Source organism: Saccharothrix longispora (assembly GCF_030852425.1).
Taxonomy (GTDB): Bacteria; Actinomycetota; Actinomycetes; order Mycobacteriales; family Pseudonocardiaceae; genus Actinosynnema; species Actinosynnema longispora.
Window position 1 is genome coordinate 213,845 of sequence record NZ_NSDM01000007.1, and the last position, 22,680, is coordinate 236,524.

Sequence of the window (22,680 nt, forward strand, 5' to 3'; positions counted from 1 at the left end):
CCCGTCCGCCCGGGCGGGGTCCCGGCCGGTCTAGTGGTCGCCGGGCGCGGGCATCCCCGCGGGCGGCGTCGGCGCGTCCGTCGAGCTGTGGCGGGCGGTCCGGGCGGCGGCGGTCACCGGTTCCTGCGAGCGGCGCGGCTCGGGCGCCGAGGCCTCCTCCTGCGCCCGCTGGAGCCAGCCCTCCCAGCGCTGCTGCATCGGGCGGACCAGACCGCCGCCGACGCCGACCACGATGACGCCGGCCACCGTGGCCAGGACGGCGATCAGCACCGGCATGGTCACCGACACCGCGATGCCGAGCTGGTTGAGCGCCGCGATCACGCCGAGCGCGACGACGAAGCCGTAGGTGATCGTGCCCAGCATCCGCGTGTACGAGCGGGCTCCCAGGGCGCCGGTGACGAGCCCGCGCATCGCCTTACCGACGGCGGCGGCCACGAGCACCAGCACGATCGCCACGACGATCCGCGGCAGGTAGGCGATGACGTCGTTGAGCAGCGCGCTGACCGCGTTGCCGGTGCCGAACGCGCCGAACGCCAGCTGGAGCGCGATCAGCAGCACGAAGTAGTAGACGAGCTTCACGATGAGGTTCGAGGCGTCGATCGGGGACTGCTTCATCGCGCCGCCGAGGCCGGAGCGCTCGACCAGCCGGTCGAACCCGACCTTCTGGAGCAGGAAGCCGACCGCCTTGGCCAGCGCCTTGGCGATCAGCCACCCGATGAGCAGCACGAGCAGGAAGCCCAGGAGCTTCGGCACGAACGTGGCCACCACCGCCCACGCCTGCCCCAGACCGTCGGTGATCCGTGTGCCCATGACGTGCCTTCCTTCTGTTGTCCTGTCGGGATCGTGTCCCCGCCCGGTTCACCCGGCAACCTGAAGTGTTGGCTCGAAAGAGTGACTGACGTGGCGGTCCGCGGTGGAACAGTCCAGAGTGGAGTCACCGGTGGGGACCGGGGAGAGGGAAACCCCCGGCGCGAGGTTCTCGCGCCGGGGGTTTTCGCGTTGCACCCCTAGAGCCGCACGGGTCCCAGCGCCAGCTCGTCGAGGTAGGTCTGGACGTGCTGCGGCGACGCGGCCGCGGCCGGGTCGGGCCTCGCTTCACCCGGGCAGGTGGAGCTGCTCGACGGCAGCAGGCCGTCCAGCAGGTAGCGGTCGACGAGCCGGTTCACGCAGGCGTTGCCGGTGCCGTAGATGCCGTGCCTGCCTTCGTCGACCACGGTGACCAGGTTGTGCCGCAGGCGCTCGGCCATCGCGGGGCCGCTCTCGTAGTGGGTCTGCGTGTCGCCCTCGGCCTGCACGACCACGCCGACCGGGTAGCCGTCGCGACGCAGCTGGACCGGCGCCTCGGGTGGGGTGAAGCTGCGGAACGTGCAGTTCGTCGGGGCCGCGCGCGCAACGCCGAAGCCGTACGGGTAACGGTCGCGGAAGACGCGCATGTCCTCGTAGTAGGTGTCCAGGTCGGTGGGCCAGTCGGCCTCGCAGATCACCGTGATGAACACGCCCGAGACCAGGTCGCGCTCGGCGCTGCGGGCCATCGGCGCGGTCGCCTCCGCCGGTTCGCCCGCCCTCAGCCGCACGACGGATTCGGCCGTCTGCGCCCACAGTGGACGGTAGCGGGCGCCGACGCCCATGGCGGCGTCGAAGTCGGTGCGCGCCTGCACGCCCGCCGGCTTGGCGGCGAGGTCCTCCGCCACGCCCTCCAGCGTGACGAGCACCTCCTCCGCCGTCGCGCCGAGCCCGTAGCGGGCGTGGTGCCCGGCCACCCAGCCCGCCCACGCCTCGACGTTGCGGCGCAGGGCGATGGCCTGGGCGCGGAACTGCTCGCGCCAGATCCACTCGGGGTGCACCGCCGAGTCGAGCACGCTGCGGTCGAGCCGCTGCGGGAACAGCGAGCCGTAGACCGCGCCCAGGTAGGTGCCGTAGGAGTACCCCAGGTAGTTGATCTTCTCCTCGCGCAGCACGGCGCGGACGATGTCCATGTCGCGGGCCGTGTTCGGGGTGTTGACGAACGGCCGGATGCCACCCGCGGCCTCGCGGCACGCGTCCTCGGCGGCCCGCGCCTCGGCCGCCCACTTGGGGAACTCGTCGTCCCGCGGACGGGTGTCGGCCGAAGCGATCGACGGGATGGTGCGGCAGTTCAGCGCCGTCGAGCGGCCCACCCCGCGCGGGTCGAAGCCGATGATGTCGTAGGCGCGCGCCACCTCGGTCTTGGCCAGGTACGTGGGCATGGACAGCCCGGAGCCGCCCGGTCCGCCGGGGTTCACCACGAGCACACCGCGCCGCCGGGCGGGCTCCGTCGCCTTGCTCCGGCTGATCACCATCGAGATCCGCTCACCCGTCGGCCGGAGGTAGTCGAGCGGCAGCACGACCTCGGCGCACTCCAGGGTCTGCTTGCACGGCTTCCACGTCGGCCGCTGCGCGTGGAACTCGGCCAGCGGGTCGGGGCTCGCCGAGCCCGGCGGCTCCGCCGGCGGGGAGGGTGTCCCGAACGACGGGACCACGCCCGCCGCCAGCACCACGGCGACCACCACTCCGACTGACAGGTACCTGCGCACGGAACACCCCTCTCGCTCACGCTCCGGACGCCACCGAACGTAGGACCGCCGGCGCGCACCGTCAGGGCGAGTCACTCCATCGTGGCCGGTCGCGACCGACGTGCGATCGTGGGCGCATGAGCGGTTCCACCGCGCTGTCGCGGGCCACCCTGCGGACGCTGAGCCGGGCGTCGGGCGACCTGGCCGCGGCGAGCGTCGCCGAGATGGAGGAGCGCCTGCCGTGGTTCCGGCGGATGCCGGCCGACCAGCGCGCGGGCGTGCTGCTGCTGATCCAGAACGGGGTGGCCGGGTTCGTGTCGTGGCTGGACGACCCGCAGCAGGCGATCCGGCTGACCGCCGAGGCGTTCCGGGCCGCGCCGAAGGACATCTCGCGGTGGGTGAGCCTGCGGCAGACCGTCGAGCTGGTGCGCATCGCGCTGGAGCTGTTCGAGCGGCAGCTGCCGCGGCTGGCCGGGAGCGACGCCGAGCGCGCCCTGCTCAGCGAGGGCGTGCTGCGCTACGGGCGGGAGATCGCGTTCTCCGCGGCCACCTCGTACGCGGCGGCGGCCGAGGCGCGCGGCGCGTGGGACGCCCGGCTGGAGGCCCTGGTCGTGGACGGCATCGTGCGCGGCGACGCCGAGGAGTCGCTGCTCTCGCGGGCCACCGCGCTGGGGTGGGACCCGGCGGCGGAGGCGACCGTGCTGGTGGGCAACCCGCCGTCGGACGACCCGCCCGCGGTGGTCTTCGAGGTGCGCAGCCGGGCCGCGCGGATCGGGCGCCCGGTGCTGCTCAGCGTGCAGGGCTCGCGGCTGGTGGTGGTGCTGGGCGGGGACACCGAGCGGGGCGACGCGCTCGCCCGCATGGCCGACGCGTTCGGCGACGGCGCGGTGGTCGCGGGGCCGACGGTGACCAGCCTCGCCGACGCCCACCGCAGCGCGAGCGACGCGCTGTCCGGGTTGCGGGCGGTGGTCGGCTGGCCGGCCGCGCCCCGGCCGGTGCGGTCACTGGACCTGCTGCCGGAGCGGGCGCTGGCGGGCGACCCGGAGGCCGAGTGGCAGCTGGTCGACCGGGTGGCGCGGCCGCTGGAGGAGGCGAGCGGCGCGCTGCTGGAGACCGTGGACGCCTTCCTCGAGGTGGGCGGTGTGCTGGAGGCGTGCGCGCGGAAGCTGTTCGTCCACCCGAACACGGTGCGCTACCGGTTGCGGCGTGCGGCCGAGCTGACGGGGCGCAACGCCACCGACCCCCGTGACGCCCTGGTACTGCGCGTCGCCCTGTCCGTGGGGCGCCTGGCCCGCGCTCGCGGGTTGTGGTGACCCCCGACCGGGTGTGACCGAACACGCACGTCCCATTTCGGGTGGTATGGGTTCCGATCGACAACACGCCACGTCGTTCGACGTTCATGCCACAGTCACAATTGTAGGAACCCTACAAATCGAGGTCCCGGGTTTCGTGACTGCCAGCATCACCGCAAGTGCGCGTCAGAGTGTTCAGTGAGCGGGTGATCGCGCTTCTCGCCCCCGGACAGGGGTCCCAGGCACCCGGCATGCTCACCCCGTGGCTCGACGTCGACGGGGCCCGTGAGCGCGTCGCCGCGTGGTCCGCGGTGACCGGTCTGGACCTGGAGCGCCTGGGCACCACCGCCGACGCGGACGAGATCAAGGACACGGCGGTCACCCAGCCGCTCGTCGTGGCGCTGGCACTGCTGGCCTACGAGGAGCTGCGCCGCCGGGTCGAGCTGCCCGCCGACACCGTCATCGCGGGCCACTCCGTCGGCGAGCTGGCCGCCGCGGCCGTCGCGGGCGTGCTGAGCACCGACGACGCCGTCGCGCTGGCCGCCGTGCGCGGCGCCGAGATGGCCGCCGCCTGCGCCCTGACGCCCACCGGCATGGCCGCGGTGCTCGGCGGCGAGGAGGACGAGGTGCTGGCCCGGCTCGACGAGCTGGACCTGGTCGGCGCGAACCGCAACGGCGCCGGCCAGATCGTAGCCGCCGGCCCCCTCGACGCCCTCGACGCCCTCGTCGAGGAACCGCCCGGTCGGGCGAAGGTCCGCCGCCTCCCGGTGGCGGGCGCGTTCCACACCCGGTACATGGCGCCCGCGGAGGAAGCGCTGCGCGCCCGGGCCGCGGGCATCACCGTCGCCGACCCGGCGCTGCCGCTGCTGTCCAACGCCGACGGGGCCGTGCTGACCGACGGCGCCGAGGTGTTGGGCCGACTGATCTCCCAGGTGACCCGCCCGGTGCGGTGGGACGCCTGCCAGGCAACCCTCGCCGGCCGCGCGGTGACGGCCGTGGTGGAACTGCCACCGGCGGGCGCGTTGACCGGCCTGGCCAAGCGCGAGATGAAGGGCACCCCCACGTTGGCCCTCAAGACCCCCGAACAGCTCGACCAGGTCGTGGAACTGCTCGCCGCCGCCGAGCGGGGCGAGGCGGTGGCGGCCAAGTGAGGACGTTCTCCCTCCCCACCGGCCCCGTCGGCACCCGCATCGTCGGCCTGGGCAGCTACCAGCCGGACACCGTGGTCAGCAACCACGACCTGGCGCAGCGCATGGACACCTCCGACGAGTGGATCCGCGACCGCGTCGGCATCGCCAACCGCCGGGTGGCCAAGCCCGACGAGAAGCTCACCGACATGGCGGTCGAGGCCGGCGCCAAGGCCGTCGCGGACGCCGGGCTCGCCCCGTCCGACATCGGCGCGGTCGTCGTGGCCACCTGCACCATGCCGTCCCAGATCCCGAACGCGGCGGCGCAGGTCGCCGACCGGATCGGCGTCAAGGCCGCGCCCGCGTTCGACCTGAACGCCGCGTGCGCCGGCTTCTGCTACGCCCTGGGCACCGCCTCGGACCTGGTCCGGGCGGGCACCGCGGCGAACGTGCTCGTGATCGGCGCGGAGAAGCTGACCGACTGGGTGGACCCGAACGACCGGTCCACCGCGATCATCTTCGCCGACGGCGCGGGTGCGGCCGTGGTCGGACCGTCCGACGAGCCGGGCATCGGCCCGGTGTCGTGGGGCAGCGCGGGCGACCTGGTGGACATGATCCAGGTCGCCGACCGCGAGTCGTCCATCTTCCAGGAGGGCCAGTCGGTCTTCCGCTGGGCGACCACGCAGATCGCGCCGATCGCGCTGCGGGCGATCGAGGCGGCGGGGCTGGAGCCGTCGGACATCGACGTCTTCGTGCCGCACCAGGCGAACCTGCGGATCGTCGAGGCCATCGCGAAGCGGTTGCGCGCCAAGGGTGCGCGCGAGGACCTCGTGATCGCCCGTGACATCGTGGACTCCGGCAACACCTCGTCGGCGTCGATCCCCCTCGCGCTGGACCACATGCGCGCGGCGGGTGAGGTGCGCAGCGGTGACGTGGCGCTGCTCGTCGGCTTCGGGGCCGGCCTGTCCTACGCCGGACAGGTCGTCCGGCTGCCGTGACCGCTATCCAGGACTCCGGTGGGCAAACCACCCGGGATGAGCAAGATGGGAAGGGACTTTCAGTGAGCAACGAGGACATCCAGAAGGGGCTCGCCGAGATCGTCGAGGAGGTCGCCGGCGTCGAGGCGGCCGACGTGTCGGCCGACAAGTCCTTTGTGGACGACCTGGACATCGACTCGCTGTCCATGGTGGAGATCGCGGTGCAGGCCGAGGACAAGTTCGGCGTGAAGATCCCGGACGACGAGCTGGCCAACCTCAAGACCGTGGGCGATGCGGTCAACTACATCGCCAGCCACGCATGAGTGGTAGCAACGACGTCGTCGTCACCGGGCTGGGTGCCACCACCCCGCTCGGTGGCGACGTCGCCACCACCTGGGACGCCCTCCTGTCCGGGCGCAGCGGCGTCCGGACCCTGACCGCCGACTTCGTCGAGCGGTTCGACCTGCCCGTCAAGATCGGCGCCCCCCTCGCGGTCGAGCCGACCGAGGTGCTGCCCCGCGTCGAGGCCCGCAGGCTGGACCGCTGCGAGCAGGTCGCCGTGGTGGCCGCCCGCCAGGCGTGGGCCGACGCGGGGATCGCCGAGGGCGACGTCGACCTGGAGCGGTTGGGCGTCGTCGTCGGCACCGGCATCGGCGGCGCGATGACACTGCTCGACCAGGACGACCTCATCGAGCAGTCCGGCCTGCGCAAGGTCTCGCCGCTGACCGTGCCCATGCTGATGCCCAACGGCCCGGCCGCGCACGTGGGCCTGGACCTGAAGGCCCGGGCGGGCGTGCACGCGCCGGTGTCGGCCTGCGCGTCCGGCGCCGAGGCGCTGGCCTGGGCGTGGCGGATGCTGAGGTCCGGCGAGGCGGACGTGGTCGTGGCCGGCGGCGCCGAGGCGTGCATCACCACGATCACCATGGCGGGCTTCATCCAGGCCCGGACCATGAGCACCCGCAACGACGACCCGACGGCCGCGTCGCGCCCGTTCGACGCCGGCCGCGACGGGTTCGTGCTCGGCGAGGGCGCGGGCATCATGGTGCTGGAGCGCGAGGAGTTCGCCCGGGCCCGCGGCGCGCGGATCTACGGCAAGCTCGCGGGCATCGGCACCAGCTCCGACGGCCACCACATCACGGCGGCCGACCCGGAGGGCATCGGCCAGTCGCGCGCCATCGCGGCGGCGATCCGCACCGCGGGCGTCGACAAGGCGGACGTGGGGCACGTGAACTGCCACGCGACGTCCACCCCGGTGGGCGACGTGATCGAGCCGCAGGCCGTGCGCCGGGCGATCGGCGACCACCCGCTGCTGACCGCGCCGAAGGGCCACCACGGGCACCTGCTGGGCGCCTCGGGCGCGGTGGAGGCGATCACCACGCTGCTGTCGGTCCGCGACGGCATCGTGCCGCCGACGCTGAACCTGGAGGACCAGGACCCGAGGGTGCAGTTGGAGGTCGTCACGGGCGAGCCGCGCAAGGTGGACCTCGTCGCGGCGGTCAACAACTCGTTCGGCTTCGGCGGGCACAACGTCTCGCTGGTCTTCACCCAAGCCTGAACCGGCCCACCAGAGCCGAGATCCACTAGGAGCTTGCCGATGACTGCCCTTGCGTCCCGACCGGCGACCCCGGAGGCGGGCGAACCCGATCCGCGCGACCCCGAGGTCCGGCTCGCGCAACTGCTGGACCCCGGTTCCGTCGCACCGCTGCGCCCGCGCGACGGCAGCGGCATGTTCGCCGTCCGCGGCCGGATCAACGGCGCGAAGGTCGTGGCCTACTGCAGCGACGCCACCCGGATGGGCGGCGCGCTCGGGTCCGAGGGGTGCAGGCACATCGTGGAGGCGATCGACACCGCGGTGCGCGAGCGCACCCCGGTGATCGGCGTGTGGCACTCCGGTGGCGCACGGCTGCCGGAGGGCGTGGAGTCGCTCGACGGCATGGGTCAGATGTTCGCCGCGATGATCCGCGCGTCCGGTCGGGTGCCGCAGATCTCCGTGGTGGTCGGCCCGGCGGCCGGTGGCGGCGCCTACGGGCCCGCGCTGACCGACGTGGTGATCATGGCCCCGGCCGGCAAGGTCTTCGTGACCGGACCGGACGTGGTGCGCTCGGTGACCGGTGAGCAGATCGACATGGACGGCCTGGGCGGCGCGGAGGCGCACGGCCGCAAGTCGGGCGTGGTGCACGTCATCGCCTCCGACGAGCCGGACGCCTACGCCCGCGCCCGCCGGATCACCGGCCTGTTCGCCCAGCCGGGCGTGTTCGACCTGCACTCGGTGCAGGACGGGGACGACCTGCGGGCGCTGCTGCCGGAGCAGCCGCAGCGGGCCTACGACGTGAAGCCGCTGGTCAACGCGATCCTCGACGACGACTCGTTCGAGGAGCTCCAGGCCAAGTGGGCGCCCAACATCGTGGTCGGCCTCGGCCGGCTCGGCGGGCGCACGGTCGGCGTGATGGCGAACAACCCGATCCGCAAGGGCGGCTGCCTGGACTCGCTGTCCGCGGAGAAGGCGGCGCGGTTCGTGCGCATGTGCGACGCGTTCGGCGTGCCGCTGCTGGTGCTGGTGGACGTGCCGGGCTACCTGCCGGGCGTCGGCCAGGAGTGGGACGGCGTGGTGCGGCGCGGCGCGAAGCTGCTGCACGCGTTCGGCGAGGCCGTGGTGCCGCGGGTGACCCTGGTGACCCGCAAGTCGTACGGCGGCGCGTACATCGCGATGAACTCGCGCTCCCTGGGCGCCACGGCGGTGTTCGCGTGGCCGATCGCCGAGGTGGCCGTGATGGGCGCCAAGGCGGCCGTCGGCATCCTGCACCGCAAGAAGCTGGCTGCGGTGCCGGACGAGGAGCGCGAGGCGCTGCACGCGCAGCTCGTCGAGGAGCACGAGCGCATCGCGGGCGGCGTGGACCGGGCCATCGCGATCGGCGTGGTGGACGAGGTCGTGGAGCCCACCAGGACGCGGCGCAAGCTGGCGGAGGCCCTGGCGGCGGCGCCGGCCGGCCGGGGCGCGCACGGCAACATCCCGCTGTAGGTCGTTCCGCGGTCATCCGCGCGCAGGTGTCGATGGGGTCGCTCACGTCGGGGGGCGACCCCATCGCCGTGCCCGGGGTCGGGCCGGGCGTCAGCAGGCCTCGGACTGGGACGAGCGCCCCTCGGTGCCCAGGTCGACGCGCCACGCGCCGCGCTCCAGCTCCAGCGGGTAGACCACGCGCCACTCGATGCAGTCCGACTGGAGGTCGGCGGGCGCGTCGGCCAGGTCCTGGGTGCTGGTGAGCGTCATCAGGACGCGCAGCCTGGTCGGGCCGACCACCTCGATGCGGTGCACGAGGATCGAGCCGTCGGCGGACGTGCGGTAGTCGTCCAGCCACTTCTGCCGGCTCAGCGTGGCGACGCGCTCGGCCGTGACGGCCTTCGTCCACAGCTCGTAGTCGCGGTTGTTGATCGAGTCGAACAACCGCTGGAGCACCTCGTGGACGCGCTGCCCCTCCGGGTGGAGGGAGGCGTCGACGCTCAGCTGGACGACGCCGCTGCCCGGTTGGGCGCTGCGCGGCACCGACTCGTCGGTCCCGGTGCCCGGCACCGCGATCTGGTCGCCCGGCACGACGGGGGGCCGCTGGTACACCTCGCGCGCGGCCACGCCGACGCCGGCGGTCGCGGCGGCGATCACGAGCACCAGGGGCAGCAGCACGCGCGAGGACACGTCCCGAGCCTGCCACAGCCCTCCCGCCCACCCCGCTGTCACCCGCAAGTCGCAGCACCGACCCCGAGTTCTGCGGTTTGGGCGGGTTCGGGTGCGGTTCTCCATCGGAGTTCGGCGGATAGTTTTCAAGAACCACACACCCCATCGGCGGATCAAGCAGGAGGAGCAAGCCGCAAATAATGTGGACGTCCCCCGTTGGGAGCAACTCCGCCACAATCGGTGATCACCTCGACGATTAAGCCGAGGTCGTCACATAACTCCTGGTCGGAAGGTTTGCCGACAAATGAACGAGCCCGTACCGTTTAGGCGTGGCGCCAGCCCTCTGACCTCACCCGACCGGAGCTAAACATGGCGTTCGGGTAATGTTTCCGACGGGTGACCACCACTGGTGTGAGATCCGCCGAAGTCGACCTTCACGAACGGACGCAAAGAATCCCCGATATGGCGGATTGGCACTCTAGTGACAAGCGTGCGGGAATATCCCGGTCGCCACAACACGAGGAGGCGAATTCCGGTGGATCTCCGCTATGAGGCCTACTGCTTCGCGGATCGTCTCTTCTACGACGTACAAAACGGCACGGAAACGTCCCGGGACGATTTCTCGCAACTGCTCCCCGCCGTGCCCGAGGGCTGGACGCAGGCCGACCGCAACATCTGGCGCCACCTGCACCCGAACGGCGTGGTGCTGCCAAAGCAGGGGTGGAAGATCCACGTCTCGGCGACCGTCCTGAACGCGGCCGAAGTCCTGCTGGAGTCCTTCGAGTACCTCACCGCCCGCCGCATCCCGTTCAAATACCTGCGCACCCACTCGATCGTGCTGGCGCGCAACTCGAAATACGCCCCGCGGGAGGGCAGCGGAAAGCTCATCACGATCTACCCGGCCGACGACGACCAGTTGGAACGCGTCCTCGCCGAGCTGTCGGAAATCCTGAGGGGACAGCCGGGCGCGTACATCCTCAGCGACCTGCGCTACGGCGCCGGCCCCCTGTTCGTCCGCTACGGCGGGTTCGTCGAGCAGTGGCTGGAGAAGGACGGCAAGCGCGTGCTGGCCATCGAGGGGCCGGACGGCGCCCTCGTGCCCGACCAGCGCAAGCCCGTGTTCTGGGTGCCGGCCTGGGTGACGGTGCCCGCGTGCCTGGAAGAGCACCTGGCCGCTCGCCGGGCCGGCAGCGCGGACGACTTCCCGTACCGGGTGCTCCGCTCGCTGCACTTCTCCAACGGCGGCGGCGTGTACGAGGCGGTCCGCAAGTCCGACGACCGGCGGGTGGTGCTCAAGGAGGCCAGGCCGCACTCGGGCCTGGACCGGATGAACGTCGACGCCGTCTCCCGGCTGCACCGCGAGCACGAGATGCTGAGCAGGGTCGCCGGCGTCCCCGGCGTCCCCGAGGTGTTCGAGCGCTTCACCGCGTGGGAGCACGAGTTCATGGCCATGTCCGAGGTGCCCGGCCGCCCGCTCGGCCAGTGGCTCGGCCACCACTACCCGCTGACCCACCACGAGGTCGACGACGAGGCGGTCACCGCCTACACCGGGCGCGCGCTGAAGATCGTCGCCGACGTCGAGCGGATCATCGAGGACGTGCACGACCGCGGCGTGGTGTTCTGCGACCTGCACCCCCTCAACGTCCTGGTGGACGACGACGACCGGGTGTCCCTGATCGACTTCGAGCTGGCGTTCGGCGTCGAGGAGGACGGCAAGCCCACGCTCGGCTCGCCCGGCTTCCAGGCGCCGCCGGACCGCAGCGGCTTCGAGATCGACGAGCACGCCCTGGCCGCGCTGCGCCTGTACCTGTTCCTGCCGCTCAACGCCGTCATCGAGCTCGCGCCGGTGAAGCTGCGCTCCCACGTCGACTTCATCCGGCGGCGGTTCGGCCTGCCCGACGAGTACTGCGCGAAGGTCCTCGCCGGCCTGGAGCGCCGCGTCGACCCGCCGACCGGGCCGACCACGACCGTGCTGGACGGGCCGGGGCCGGACCTGCCGGTGGTGCTCAAGACGGTGGCCGAGGCGATCCTGGCCAGCGCCACCCCCCGGCGCACCGACCGGTTGTTCCCCGGCGACGTGGAGCAGTTCGAGACCGGCGGCGCGACCTTCGGCCACGGCGCGGCGGGCGTGCTGCACGCGCTGGACGTCGCCGGTCAGGGCAGGTTCCCCGACCACGAGCGGTGGCTGCTGGACGCCGTGCGCCGCGACCCGCCGAAGGAACCCGGCTTCCTCACCGGCGCCCACGGCATCGCGCACGTGCTGGAGAACTTCGGCCACCACGACCTGGCGGGCGAGCTGGTCCACTCCTACGCCGCGATGGTGCCCGGCACCGAGGACCACGGCTTCGGCGCGGGCCTCGCGGGCATCGGGCTCAACCTGCTGCACTTCGCCGCCACGCGCGGCGACGAGACGTACGCCGGGCAGGCGGTGGAGCTGGGCGAGCGGCTGGGCACGGCGCTCGCGAACGCCGCGCCGCCCGGTGACAAGGCCCGCGCGGGCTTGGAGCACGGTTGGTCCGGGCCCGCGCTGCTCTTCCTGCGCCTGTTCGAGCGCACCGGCGACCGGCGCTGGCTGGACGCGGGCGTCACGGCGCTGGAGCGCGACCTCGACGAGACGATGATCGCGCTGGACGGCTCCACGCAGGTCCGGGACGGCAACTTCCGCACCCTGCCCTACGTCGGCGTCGGCAGCGCGGGCATCGCCCTGGTGCTCAACGAGTTCCGCCTGGTCGAACCGGACCTGCCGGTGGTGGCGAAGCTGCCCGAGCTGGTCGGCGGCACGACCGGCGAGTTCGTCGTCCAGCCCGCGCTGATGCTGGGCCGGGCCGGTCTGCTCGCCACCCTCGTCCACACCGGCGGACCGCGGCACGCGATCGAGCGGCACGTGGCCGGGCTCGCCTGGCACGCCGTGCCCTACCAGGGCGGGCTGGCGTTCCCCGGCATCCAGCTCCGGCGGCTGTCGATGGACCTCGGCACCGGCGGCGCGGGCGTGCTCCTGGCGCTCGCCACCCTCGCGAACGGCACACCCGTGCTGCCGTTCCTCACAGCCCCGACCCTCCCGGGTCGGTAGCAGTAACCCTTTCCGAATCCCCCGAAAGAGGAGTCACGATGGACTTCATCCTCGACCTGCAGGACATGGAGACCCCCGAGGCCCAGTCCAACGCGATGGCGTCGGGCGGCAGCAGCGGCGGCGGCGGCAGCACGACCGCGTCCAACCTGTCCCTGCTGGGCGTCTGCAGCCACTCGACCCTGAGCGTCCTGGCCTGCTGACCAGGTCACACGACCGGAGCCGGTGAGCGGCGCAGGCGAAGTGCGCCGCTCACCGGGTCCTGCTCCTCCCGCGGGGGTCCGACGGTTCGCGCCGTCGGGCCCCCGCACACATGATGCGCCCCCGCTAGGAGACCGGATGCTGCTGTCCTCGGTCGTGCGCCGCGACCCCCGCTGGCTGCTGCTGGCGCTCAACGCGCTGCTGGCCACCACGGCGGGGCTGCTGCTGCCGACCGCCCTGGCCGCCGCGGTGGACGCGGCGCTGGGCGGCCGGCTCGACGCCGGCACCGTGCTGTGGCTGGTCGGGCTCGCGGGCGTGGAGCTGGTGGGCGACGCGATCGGCGTGGTGCTGGCGGCCTCGATCACCGCGCGCGGCGCGGCGTGGCTGCGCCGCCGGCTGACCGCGCACCTGCTGGCGATCGGGCACCCCGCGCGGTTCGAGGCCGGTGACGCGGTGAGCCGGGTGACCGGTGACAGCGCCATCGCGGGCGGGGTCGCGGTGCTCGCGGTGAACCTCGGCGTCTCCGTGCTCACGGCGGGCGGCGCGGTCGTCGCGCTGGCCCTGCTGGACTGGCGGCTGGCCGCGGTGTTCCTGCTGAGCGTGCCGCTGGCGGCGCTGCTGGTGCGCTCGCACCTGCGGCTGACCGCGGAGGACGTGGCGACCTACCAGGAGGTGTCCGGCGAGCTGTCCGCGCGGCTCGTGGACGCGGTGGGCGGGCTGCGCACGATCGCCGCCTCCGGTCGGGCCGACCAGGAGACCGAGCGGGTGCTGCGACCGCTGCCGAGGCTCTCGGGCGCCGGGGCCGGCATGTGGCGCACCCAGGCGCGGATGATCTGGCGGGCCGGGCTGCTGCTGCCCGCCGTGGAGCTGACCGTGCTGGTCGCCGCCGGGTTCGGCGTGGTCGCGGGCCGGTTGAGCGTCGGTGACGTGCTGGCCGCGCTGGGGTACGCGGCGCTGGGGATGGCGGTGGTCGGTCAGGCCACCGTGCTGACCGCGCTGCAACGCGCGCGGGCGTCGGCGGCGCGCCTGGCGGAGGTGCTCGACGCGCCGGTGCCGACCACCACGCCGCCGGGAGCCGCCCCGCCCGGTGAGGTGTCGCTGCGCGGGGTGTGCGTGCCGGACGCGCTGCACGACGTGGACCTGACCGTGCCGGCGGGCGCGTTCGTGGCCGTGGTGGGCAGGTCGGGCGCGGGCAAGTCGGCGCTGGCGGCGGTGATCGGCGGGTTGGCCGAGCCGTCCGCGGGCGAGGTGCGGCGCGGCGGGTCGGTCGGCTACGCGTTCGAGCGGCCCGCGCTGGTCGGCACGACGGTCGCCGACGCGGTCCGCTACGGCACGGACGCCGGCGACGGGGCGGTGGAGGCCGCGTGCCGCGCCGCCCAGGTGCACGACGTCGTGGTGCGGCTGCCGTCCGGTTACGCGACGCCGGTGCCGGACGCGCCGATGTCCGGTGGCGAGGCGCAGCGGCTGGGCCTGGCGCGCGCCTTCGTGCGCGACCCGGCGGTGCTCGTGCTCGACGACGCGACGGCGAGCCTGGACGTGGTGACGGAGAACGCGGTGGAGACGGCGGTGGAGACGGCCCTGCCCGGCCGGACGAGGGTCGTGGTGACGCACCGCGCGGCGACCGCGCGGCGCGCCGACCTGGTCGTGTGGCTCGACGAGGGCCGGGTGCGCGCGACGGGGGCCCACCACGAGCTGTGGGGCGACGACGGGTACCGGGCGGTGTTCGGGTGAGGCGCGCCGCCGTTCCGCGCACCGCCGCGCACCGGGCCCGGGACGAGACCACGAGGTGATCCGATGACCTACCTGCGGGCGTTGCGCGAACAGCGGCGCGGCATCGCGGTGCTGCTCGGCTGGTCGGTGCTGGAGGGCGTGCCGGCGCTGCTGTCCGGCCGGCTCGTCGGGCTCGCCGTGGACCGCGGGTTCGCGGCCGGGCGGCCGTGGGTCGGCGTGGCGTGGCTGCTGGCGTTCGCGGCGTGCGCGGTGCTCGGCGGGTTCGGGCTGCGGCAGGTGTTCGCGCGCCTGGGCGCGGTGGTGGAGCCGCTGCGGGACGCGCTGGTGCGGCAGGTCGTGCGCGGCGTCCTGCACGGCGGCACGCACGCGCGGCAACCCGACGCGAGTGCCGTCGCCCGGATCACCCGGCACGTCGAGGTGGTGCGCGACGCCACCGCCGGCGTGCTGGTGCAGGCCCGCGCGCTGCTGGTCACCACGGCGGCGGCGCTGGTCGGGCTGGCCGCGACGGTGTCGTCGCTGGCCTGGCTCGTGGTCCTGCCGGTGGTGGCGGCGCTGGTGCTGTTCGGCCTGCTGCTGCCGTCGCTGGCACGCGGGCAGCGGCGGCTGGTGATGGCCGACGAGGGCACGGCCACCGCGGCCGGCGCGGTGTTCCTGGGCGTGCGGGACGTGGTCGCGGTCGACGGCGCGGGGCACGCGCTGGCCGACGTGGTGGCGCAGGTGGACCGGCAGGCGGCGGCGACCGTGCGGATGGCGTGGTCCACGGCGCTGCGCGGCGTGGTGATCGCGCTGGGCGGGTTCGCGCCGCTGGTGCTGCTGCTGGTCGTCGCGCCCGGCATGGTGCGCTCGGGCGAGCTGACCGCGGGCGGCGTGCTGGGCGCGGTCGTGTACCTGAGCACGAGCGTGCAGCCCGCGCTGCGGCGGCTGGCGGACACGACGAGCACGGTGGTGCTGCGGCTGGTGGTGGCGCTGCGGCGGCTGGCCGAGGCCGCCCCGGAACCCGTCGTGGTGGGCGGTGGTGCCGAACCGGCCGGGCACGCCGTGGAGCTGCGCGGGGTGACGTTCGGCTGGAGCCCCACCGCGGAACCCGTCGTGCGCTCGCTGGACCTGGTGCTGCCGGAGGGCTCCCACCTGGCGGTCGTCGGCCCGAGCGGCATCGGCAAGTCGACGTTGGCGGGCCTGGTCACCGGGCTCGTCGAACCGCAGGGGGGCGAGGTCCTCTTCGGCGGCGCGCCCGTGCGGTCGGTGGTCGCGGAGGTGCGGCACCGGAGGATCGCCCTGGTGCCGCAGGAGACGTACCTGTTCACCGGGACGGTGCGGGAGAACCTCGCGCTGCTCGCCCCGGACGCGTCGGACGCCGCGCTGCTGGAGGCGGTGGCGGCGGTCGGCGCGGCCGACGTGCTGGCCCGCCTGGGCGGGCTGGCCGGGCAGGTGGGGCACGCGGGCGGCGGGCTGTCGACCGGCGAGGCGCAGCTGCTGGCCGCCGCGCGGGTCTACGCCTCGGCGGCCGACGTGGTGATCCTGGACGAGGCGACGTCGTCGCTGGACCCGGCGGCCGAGGCCGTGGTGGAGCGGGCCTTCGCGGCGCGCGGCGGCACGCTGGTGGTGATCGCGCACCGGTTGTCCTCGGCGCTGCGGGCGGAGCGGGTGCTGGTGATGGACGGCGGACCGCCGCTGCTGGGCGGCCACGACGAGCTGATGGCCGGCTCGGTCCTGTACCGGGACCTCATGGCGGCCTGGCAACCCGCGCCCGCGGCGGGCTGACCCGGGCGCGTTCCGTCCACACAGGACGAAGGGGTGCGCCGGCCGGAGCAGCCGATCACCCTCCCGGGTGAACCGGGCGGACCGGCCGGCCCCGCGGCACCGGACGTGCGGTGCCGCGGACCGGCGGATCAACCGACGCGGTGCAGCCAGGTCACCGGTGCGCCGTCGCCGGCACGCCGGAAGGGCTCCAGCGCGTCGTCCCACGCGGCGCCGAGGATCTCGTCCACGCCGTGCGCGAACGACTCCCCGCCGCGGCTGCGCGCGGCCAGGGCGCGCAGCTGGTCCTCGGACACGACGATGTCGCCGTTGGCGCTCGTGCGGGCGTGCCACAGGCCCAGCACGGGCACGAAGCAGTACCGCACGCCGTCCACACCCGGACTCGGGTCCTCCGTCACCTCGAACCTGAGCATCGGCCACGCCCTGAGCGCGGACACGAGTCTGGCCCCGGTGCCGGCGTCGCCGGACCAGTTGCATTCGGCGCGCAACTGCCCTGGCGCCGCGGGCTGCGCCGCCCACTTGAGGTCCGCTCGCTCACCGAGGGTGCCCGAGATAGCCCACTCGACGTGCGGACAGACCGCAGACGGCGACGAGTGGACGTAGACCACGCCACTGGTGCTGCCACGGGTGCTCACAGCTGACCTCCGCTACTCGACGAGGGACGTCTTCCCCTACGACCTCTCGAGAACAGTGGACGATCTTGTGAATTCCCGACCCGGCCATTCTGCCCGGTGCGGCGGCGGTCCGCCAGAAGAACCAGCCCGTTCCTCGCCGGGGCGGTGCGGATACAGGACTTTCGACCCTAAATCGCGGACTTCCCGCCCCTCGCGCGCACCGGGACGTCACCTTCCGGGGTCGTTCCGACACGCCGACGTGATCAGCGCGGGACCGGTGACGGCTGTCACGGATGGCCGACACCCGGCACGGGCGCCGCCGGCGGGCCCCCGGCGGCGCTACCGTGTCCGCCCGTGAGGAACGGTGGGGTCTTGTGCGGCTGATCCGGCTCGGGAGCGAACCCTCGACGATCGGCGCGGACGTGCGCGCCGCCCTCAGCACGTGGGGCGCGGGCGACGCGGTGCTCGGCGGCGTCGCGCTGCTCGGCGTTCGCCCGCCGGACTGCCCGCGCGAGCTGGACGCCGTCATCGTGCTGCCGCGCGGGGTGCTCGTGGTGGTCGGGGTCGACCTGCCCGACCCGGCGGTGCGCCTGGAGGCGCCGCTGAACGGCCGGTGGACCATCGACGGCTGGCCGCTCACCCGCACGGACGGCGTGCTCAGCCCGGCCGGCGAGGCGCTGGAGGCCACCAAGGCCGTCGCCAGGCGCATCCAGGACATGCGCGGCGAGCCGCTGCCGGTGACCACCGTGGTGGCCGTCGGCCCGTACGTCGGCCACGTCGTGCAGCCGTCGGCGGACCTCAACCGGGGCGTGCGGGTGCTGCACCCCAAGCCCACCACGCTGCTGGCCGCCGCCCGCGAGCTGGCCACCAGCGACCGGCCCTGCTCGGCCGACCACGCGGCCAAGCTCGTCGCCGTGCTCGCGCCGACCGGCGTGCCGCCCGCGCGGCCGGAGCTGGTCGCCGAGGGCTTCTCCGACGCGGCGGCCGACCTCGCCTCCGCGAGCACCGTGCTGCTGCCGAAGGTCGTGCCCTCCTCGCCCCGCCCCCGGTGGCTGCCGTACGCGGCCGCCGCCGCGGTGGTCGTGCTGGTCGTGGTCGCCCTGGTCCTCCTGCTGTCGCCGGGCGACGCCGCCGAGAACGCGGGACCGGCCGACCGGACGCCCCAGCCGACCACCGTCGTCGTCGACGGCCGCAGCTTCTCGCCGCGCGGGGCGGACCGCACCGACGACTGCGCCGGGCACGCGTTCGGCGACGTCCGGGCGTGGCTGGCCGGGCACCTGTGCATGCAGTTGCGGCGGGCCCAGTACGAGACCTCCGCGGACGGCCGCAAGCTCGGCGTGGCGCTGGCCGAGCTGAGCCTGCCCGACGCCACGCGGGCGGGCGAGCTGCACGCGGTGGCGTCGGCGGTGGGCGCGGGCGGCGTCACCGCGCTGGTCAAGGAGGGCAGGGGGTGGTCCGGCGGCCCGGCGTCGTTCGACCGCTCCGCGATCCGCGTGGTGGTCAAGGGCGCGCAGGTGCGCATCGCGCAGGCGGTGTGGGTCGAGGGCGACTCGGACCCAGGGGACGCCGAGCTGGGCCGGCTCGCCGAGCAGGCGCTGCGGTTGCCCGTCACCCAGCAGTAGCGCCCGGGGTCAGCGACCGGTGCGGGCCATGCCGACGGCGATCAGCCCGAACGCCACGTGCAGCACGATCACCAGGCCCGCCACCGCGTTCAGCGACTCCGTGCCCGGTTTGCCCACCACCGCGCCCAGGGAGACCAGCCACCCGCCGACCGCCACCGCGAACCCGGCGAGCAGCACCGGCTGCGGCACGTGGGCGAGGCACAGCAGCGCGTGCGACCGCGCGCGGAGCAGCGTGTGCAGCACGACCGGAACGACGAGGAAACCCGGCACGTGGACCGCGATCGGCGGCCACGACGGCCCGCCGGGCAGGAAGGTCGTGACGATCACGAAGGCGCACCACAGCACCGCGCCGATCGCGAGAGCCACGGTTCCTCGGGTCACCAGGGCAGTGTAATGACGCTGAGTGGCTCTTTCGGCATAGAGACGCAGGATGGCGGCAGCAAGGGTAGAGCAGTCGGAGCAGCATGAACCCGATCTAGTGACGGGCGGTATACCAGGGGTGGCCGTTCGGGTGAATATGCGCGCTGCCCGCCCGCCGTCCGGGAAATCCGGCTAGAGGCCGTACGCCTCCAGCAGGCGCAGCCACACCTCGCTGATCGTCGGGTAGGCGGGCACCGCGTGCCACAGCCGGTCGACGGTCACCTCGCCGACGATCGCGACGGTCGCCGCGTGCAGCATCTCGGCCACGTCCGGACCGGCGAACGTGACGCCGACCAGCGTCCGCTTCCGCTCGTCCACCACCATCCGCGCCTTGCCGCGGTAGCCGTCGGCGTGCAGCGAGGACCCCGCCACGGCGATGTCCAGGTCGATCACCCGGACGTCGAGGCCGGCTTCGCGCGCCTGCGCCTCGGTGCGGCCGACGAACGCGACCTCGGGGTCGGTGAACACCACCTGCGGCACGGCGGTGTGGTCGGCGGTGGCGACCGGGGTCGTCCACGGCCCGGGGTCGACCGCGCCGGTCACGATCGCCGTGCCGACCGCGCGGGCGGCGTACTTGCCCTGGTGCGTGAGCGGCGCGCGGCCCGTGACGTCGCCCGCCGCGTACAGCCAGTCCACTCCGGACACCCGGCCGGTGTCGTCGACCGGGAGCGCCTCGCCGGCCCGGAAGCCGAACTCCTCCACGCCCAGGTCGAACGTCGCGGGCTGCCGCCCGGTCGCGATGAGCAGGTGCGCGCCGGACACCGTCTCGCCGGTGGACAGCTCCAGCGCGGTGCCGCCGTCCGTCGTGGACACGCCGACCGCGCGGGCGCCGGTGACGACGCGCACGCCGTCCTCGCGCAGCCCCTCGACGACCAGGTCGCCCGCGAACGCCTCGAACTTCGGCAGTGGCCGCTCGCCGGACACCACCAGGGTCACCGAGGACCCCAGGCGCGCCCAGGCCTGCGCCATCTCCACGCCGACGACGCCGCCGCCGAGCACGACCAGCGAGGTGGGCACCCGCCGCGCCGCGGTCGCCTCCCGCGACGTCCAGTACTCGCCCAGGCCGGGCAGGTCCGGGATGCGCGGCACGCTGCCCGTGCACACGACGACCGCGCGCGACGCGGTCAGGACCCGGCCGTCGACGGAGACCCGCCGTTCACCGGCCAGGCGGCCGCGGCCGCGCACGACGGTCAGCCCGGCGCCCTCGGCCCACTCGACCTGCCCGGAGTCGTCCCAGTCGGAGGTGAAGCCGTTGCGCCGCGCGAGCACCGCGGCGGCGTCGAGCGCGTCGCCCACCGGGACGCCCGGCACGCGGCGGGCGGCCGCGAGCGCGTGACCGGGGCGCAGCAGCGCCTTGCTGGGCATGCACGCCCAGTAGGAGCACTCGCCGCCGACCAGTTCCGCCTCGACCAGCGCGGTGCGCAGGCCACCGGCAGCGGTCCGGGCCGCGGCGTTCTCGCCCACCGGGCCGCCGCCGATCACGATCACGTCGAAGTCGTCGTCACTCACCGCCCCACCCCACACCACCCCGGTCGGAGCGGCAAGTCACTCCGGTTCGAAGACCTCCGCGAGCATCCCGAGGATCACGCCGTCGGCGGTGCGGAGGACCACCGCCCGCTCGTCGGGCTCCACCCGTTCGGCGAGCTTGTACAGGGCGTCCGCGGTCTGCGCCGCCATGCGGAACATCAGGGTGACCGGCGCGCTCCCGCGCACCGCGAACCGGCCGAGGAACAGGTCGCGGAGCCGTTCGGCCATCAGCTCGTACTGGTCCACCGACGAGTCGAGCCGGTGCCCGTCGAGCAGGTCGCTGAACCGCACCCGCCCGAACCCCGGCAGCTCGACCAGCATGCGCATGTAGACGGCGACGACCTGCTGCACCGCTTCCCGCCAGGTCGGGGCCAGTCGCCCCTCGGTGAACAGGGTCTGCACCCGCCCGAGGTACTCCTCCATGCCGCGCAGCGCCAGGGCGTGCACGACGGAACGCTTGTCCGGGAAGTATTGGTAGAACGATCCGATTGGCACGCCTGCCAGCTCGACGATCCGGGCGGTGGTGATGTCGTCGTAGTCGTAGTCGTTGAGCAGGGTCGCGCAGGCATCGACGATCGCGGTCACCGTGGCGGCCCCGCGCTGCTGAACGGGCTGACGCCGCATCACCTTGGCTAAGCGGTTTTCGGCGGGGTTTTCATGCACGCGCTCATCTTGATGGATACGGACCGGTAAGCCCAAACAGACGATTCCGGAATGTGATGTGAGCACTACTCGCATTCGTTCGCGACAAGCCGTCCCGAACGCGATTCTTGCGGAAAGCGGGGGAATTGTTGGAGTGCAGAACTATTTCTCGACAACGTTGGCCGACCCGCCGGTCGGCACGGTCCTCAGCTCCCCGCGCGCGGCACTGGGAGCGGTTCCGGCAGGTCACCGGGTGTGCCGACCGGACGCGTCCGTTCAGCGGAGGTCGGGCGCGCGATCGGCGTGCGCGCGGGACGCGGCGGTCGGGTGAGGTAGGGCGCGACCAAACGGGCGAGCGCGAGCCCCGGGGCGACCAGCGGCACGACCGCGGACAGCGCCACCGCCGTCGCGCCCGCCCGGGCCACGTCCTTCGGCATCACCACCACCCGGTCCACCACGAACGCCCGCCGGCCGGGGATCGACACCAGGCCCATGACCGCCAGGAAGACCGCGAGCACCAGCAGCGCCCACTTCACCGCGTCGTAGCCGACGTCCTGCGCGGCGGCCATCACGGCGAGCCAGCCGAGCGGCGCCGACGCCTGCCGCCGCGGGCTCGTCATCGCCCACAGCAGACCGCCCGCCACCGCGAGCGGACCCGTGCGCCCGGCGCACCACCCGGCCGCGGCGTCGAGCCACCCCGTGGGCAGCCCGGCCCAGCGCGCCGGCAGCACGTCCAGCGGGCTCGGCGCGCCGGACACCTGGCCCACCACCCAGGCCAGCGACCACACCGACACGACGACCGTGAACGCGAGCTGCCACCTCGGCCGGTCCACCGCGACGCGGGCGAGCCCGGCCAGCTCCTGGCGCTGTTCCCTCACACCTCCACAGCGTGCCGGGTGATCGCCGGACCGGTGTCCGATTTCACCCGCGTGCCCGCGCGGACCCCTCGACGGGCGGCACGGCCCCTCACCCGCCGTGCCGATGCCGGGCCCTCGTGCGGCCGCACCGCGTCCACCGGCCGGACAATGGGTGGTTCATATGATTGGTCCATGAGCGCGGAGCGGTTGAGACGGCACCCCAGTTACCTCATGCTCCAGCTCACCAAGCGGGCGAGGCGCATCTCGGCCGACCTCGTCGACGACGGCCTGCGCCACGGCCACGTGGCCGTGCTCGTGCAACTCGTGGACGGCGGCCCCACGTCCCAGCGGCGGATCAGCGACCGGCTCGGCGTGGACCCGAGCGACCTCGTGACGCTCGTCGACGACCTGGAGCGGCTCGGCTACGCCGCCCGGCTGCGCGACGCGCGGGACCGGCGGCGGTACTCGGTGCACGTCACGGCCGCCGGGGAGGCCGCGCTGCGGCACCGGCTGGAGGTGGCGGAGGAGGTGGAGGACCGGCTGTTCGCCGCGCTGGACGCGGCCGAGCGGGAGCACCTGGCCGATCTGCTGGTGAAGTCGTTCCTGCACCACGAGCAGGGGCGGGACGTGTAGTAGATTAGACGTTC

At 73.9% G+C, this 22,680-nt stretch carries 20 protein-coding genes; 12 read left to right on the top strand and 8 right to left on the bottom strand.

What is annotated here, in order from left to right; all coding sequences use genetic code 11:
- Positions 1–30 precede the first annotated feature (30 nt).
- Together CKY47_RS18150 and CKY47_RS18155 are read right to left on the bottom strand one after the other, a co-directional pair.
- On the bottom strand, positions 31–810 hold the full coding sequence (locus CKY47_RS18150) for a mechanosensitive ion channel family protein (protein WP_306747032.1): 780 nt from the start codon (positions 808–810) through the stop codon (positions 31–33).
- A 197-nt stretch (positions 811–1,007) separates the two neighbouring features.
- Positions 1,008–2,552: an alpha/beta hydrolase gene (locus CKY47_RS18155; protein ID WP_306747033.1), complete on the bottom strand. Its 1,545-nt coding sequence runs from the start codon at positions 2,550–2,552 to the stop codon at positions 1,008–1,010.
- Between the two features lie 116 nt (positions 2,553–2,668).
- Here CKY47_RS18155 and CKY47_RS18160 point away from each other — a divergent pair, with 116 nt between their 5' ends.
- From CKY47_RS18160 to CKY47_RS18185, 6 genes are all read left to right on the top strand, one after another.
- Positions 2,669–3,844, top strand: a complete 1,176-nt coding sequence (locus CKY47_RS18160) for a PucR family transcriptional regulator (protein ID WP_306747034.1) — start codon at positions 2,669–2,671, stop codon at positions 3,842–3,844.
- Positions 3,845–4,029: 185 nt separating this feature from the next.
- Complete coding sequence (locus tag CKY47_RS18165; protein ID WP_306747035.1) at positions 4,030–4,974, top strand: ACP S-malonyltransferase; 945 nt, start codon at positions 4,030–4,032, stop codon at positions 4,972–4,974.
- Positions 4,971–5,948: a beta-ketoacyl-ACP synthase III gene (locus tag CKY47_RS18170; RefSeq protein WP_306747036.1), complete on the top strand. Its 978-nt coding sequence runs from the start codon at positions 4,971–4,973 to the stop codon at positions 5,946–5,948. The genes CKY47_RS18165 and CKY47_RS18170 overlap by 4 nt, the downstream gene beginning before the upstream one ends.
- A 62-nt stretch (positions 5,949–6,010) precedes the next feature.
- A complete protein-coding gene (locus CKY47_RS18175; protein ID WP_204841757.1) occupies positions 6,011–6,250 on the top strand; it encodes an acyl carrier protein in 240 nt (79 codons plus the stop codon).
- On the top strand, positions 6,247–7,482 hold the full coding sequence (locus tag CKY47_RS18180; protein WP_306747037.1) for a beta-ketoacyl-[acyl-carrier-protein] synthase family protein: 1,236 nt from the start codon (positions 6,247–6,249) through the stop codon (positions 7,480–7,482). The genes CKY47_RS18175 and CKY47_RS18180 overlap by 4 nt, the downstream gene beginning before the upstream one ends.
- A 39-nt stretch (positions 7,483–7,521) precedes the next feature.
- The gene (locus tag CKY47_RS18185) at positions 7,522–8,946 is read left to right on the top strand and encodes an acyl-CoA carboxylase subunit beta (RefSeq protein WP_306747038.1); all 1,425 of its coding nucleotides are present in this window, start codon (positions 7,522–7,524) and stop codon (positions 8,944–8,946) included.
- Positions 8,947–9,036: 90 nt separating this feature from the next.
- On the opposite strand, the gene CKY47_RS18190 is transcribed toward CKY47_RS18185, so the two are convergent.
- Complete coding sequence (locus tag CKY47_RS18190) at positions 9,037–9,615, bottom strand: hypothetical protein (protein ID WP_306747039.1); 579 nt, start codon at positions 9,613–9,615, stop codon at positions 9,037–9,039.
- A 514-nt stretch (positions 9,616–10,129) separates the two neighbouring features.
- Between CKY47_RS18190 and lanKC the strand changes: the two genes are divergently transcribed.
- The 4 genes from lanKC (at position 10,130) to CKY47_RS18210 (ending at position 16,354) form a co-directional block, all read left to right on the top strand.
- Entirely contained in the window at positions 10,130–12,664 is a 2,535-nt protein-coding gene (lanKC, locus tag CKY47_RS18195; protein WP_306747040.1) for a class III lanthionine synthetase LanKC, read from the top strand.
- Between the two features lie 38 nt (positions 12,665–12,702).
- Positions 12,703–12,864 (top strand): SapB/AmfS family lanthipeptide, encoded by a 162-nt coding sequence (locus CKY47_RS18200; RefSeq protein ID WP_306747041.1) that lies wholly within the window; start codon positions 12,703–12,705, stop codon positions 12,862–12,864.
- Between the two features lie 136 nt (positions 12,865–13,000).
- Positions 13,001–14,593 carry an ABC transporter ATP-binding protein gene (locus CKY47_RS18205; RefSeq protein ID WP_306747042.1) on the top strand — a complete coding sequence of 531 codons (1,593 nt, stop codon included), beginning with the start codon at positions 13,001–13,003 and terminating at the stop codon, positions 14,591–14,593.
- 63 nt (positions 14,594–14,656) lie between these two features.
- Positions 14,657–16,354 (top strand): ABC transporter ATP-binding protein, encoded by a 1,698-nt coding sequence (locus CKY47_RS18210; protein ID WP_306747043.1) that lies wholly within the window; start codon positions 14,657–14,659, stop codon positions 16,352–16,354.
- Between the two features lie 128 nt (positions 16,355–16,482).
- Here the strand turns inward: CKY47_RS18210 and CKY47_RS18215 are convergent, their stop codons facing one another.
- The gene (locus tag CKY47_RS18215) at positions 16,483–16,986 is read right to left on the bottom strand and encodes a DUF3145 domain-containing protein (protein ID WP_306747044.1); all 504 of its coding nucleotides are present in this window, start codon (positions 16,984–16,986) and stop codon (positions 16,483–16,485) included.
- A 353-nt stretch (positions 16,987–17,339) separates the two neighbouring features.
- Here CKY47_RS18215 and CKY47_RS18220 point away from each other — a divergent pair, with 353 nt between their 5' ends.
- Positions 17,340–18,587, top strand: coding sequence for a hypothetical protein (locus tag CKY47_RS18220; protein ID WP_306747045.1), 1,248 nt, complete (start codon positions 17,340–17,342; stop codon positions 18,585–18,587).
- 9 nt (positions 18,588–18,596) lie between these two features.
- Here the strand turns inward: CKY47_RS18220 and CKY47_RS18225 are convergent, their stop codons facing one another.
- The 4 genes from CKY47_RS18225 to CKY47_RS18240 form a co-directional block, all read right to left on the bottom strand.
- Positions 18,597–18,968 carry a hypothetical protein gene (locus CKY47_RS18225; protein ID WP_306747046.1) on the bottom strand — a complete coding sequence of 124 codons (372 nt, stop codon included), beginning with the start codon at positions 18,966–18,968 and terminating at the stop codon, positions 18,597–18,599.
- A gap of 171 nt (positions 18,969–19,139) precedes the next feature.
- Positions 19,140–20,516 (bottom strand): dihydrolipoyl dehydrogenase family protein, encoded by a 1,377-nt coding sequence (locus CKY47_RS18230; RefSeq protein WP_306747047.1) that lies wholly within the window; start codon positions 20,514–20,516, stop codon positions 19,140–19,142.
- 36 nt (positions 20,517–20,552) lie between these two features.
- Entirely contained in the window at positions 20,553–21,158 is a 606-nt protein-coding gene (locus CKY47_RS18235; RefSeq protein WP_306747048.1) for a TetR/AcrR family transcriptional regulator, read from the bottom strand.
- 224 nt (positions 21,159–21,382) lie between these two features.
- Entirely contained in the window at positions 21,383–22,054 is a 672-nt protein-coding gene (locus CKY47_RS18240; protein ID WP_306747049.1) for a hypothetical protein, read from the bottom strand.
- 171 nt (positions 22,055–22,225) lie between these two features.
- Between CKY47_RS18240 and CKY47_RS18245 the strand changes: the two genes are divergently transcribed.
- Positions 22,226–22,666, top strand: coding sequence for a MarR family winged helix-turn-helix transcriptional regulator (locus CKY47_RS18245; RefSeq protein WP_306747050.1), 441 nt, complete (start codon positions 22,226–22,228; stop codon positions 22,664–22,666).
- Positions 22,667–22,680: the final 14 nt, after the last annotated feature.

Excerpts from the sequence above, each read along its gene's own strand:
- CKY47_RS18180 (WP_306747037.1), top strand. The coding sequence starts at position 6,247 with ATGAGTGGTAGCAACGACGTCGTCGTCACCGGGCTGGGTGCCACCACC.
- CKY47_RS18150 (WP_306747032.1), bottom strand. The coding sequence starts at position 810 with ATGGGCACACGGATCACCGACGGTCTGGGGCAGGCGTGGGCGGTGGTG.
- CKY47_RS18205 (WP_306747042.1), top strand. The coding sequence starts at position 13,001 with ATGCTGCTGTCCTCGGTCGTGCGCCGCGACCCCCGCTGGCTGCTGCTG.
- CKY47_RS18210 (WP_306747043.1), top strand. The coding sequence starts at position 14,657 with ATGACCTACCTGCGGGCGTTGCGCGAACAGCGGCGCGGCATCGCGGTG.
- CKY47_RS18185 (WP_306747038.1), top strand. The coding sequence starts at position 7,522 with ATGACTGCCCTTGCGTCCCGACCGGCGACCCCGGAGGCGGGCGAACCC.
- CKY47_RS18160 (WP_306747034.1), top strand. The coding sequence starts at position 2,669 with ATGAGCGGTTCCACCGCGCTGTCGCGGGCCACCCTGCGGACGCTGAGC.
- CKY47_RS18245 (WP_306747050.1), top strand. The coding sequence starts at position 22,226 with ATGAGCGCGGAGCGGTTGAGACGGCACCCCAGTTACCTCATGCTCCAG.
- CKY47_RS18235 (WP_306747048.1), bottom strand. The coding sequence starts at position 21,158 with ATGCGGCGTCAGCCCGTTCAGCAGCGCGGGGCCGCCACGGTGACCGCG.
- CKY47_RS18200 (WP_306747041.1), top strand. The coding sequence starts at position 12,703 with ATGGACTTCATCCTCGACCTGCAGGACATGGAGACCCCCGAGGCCCAG.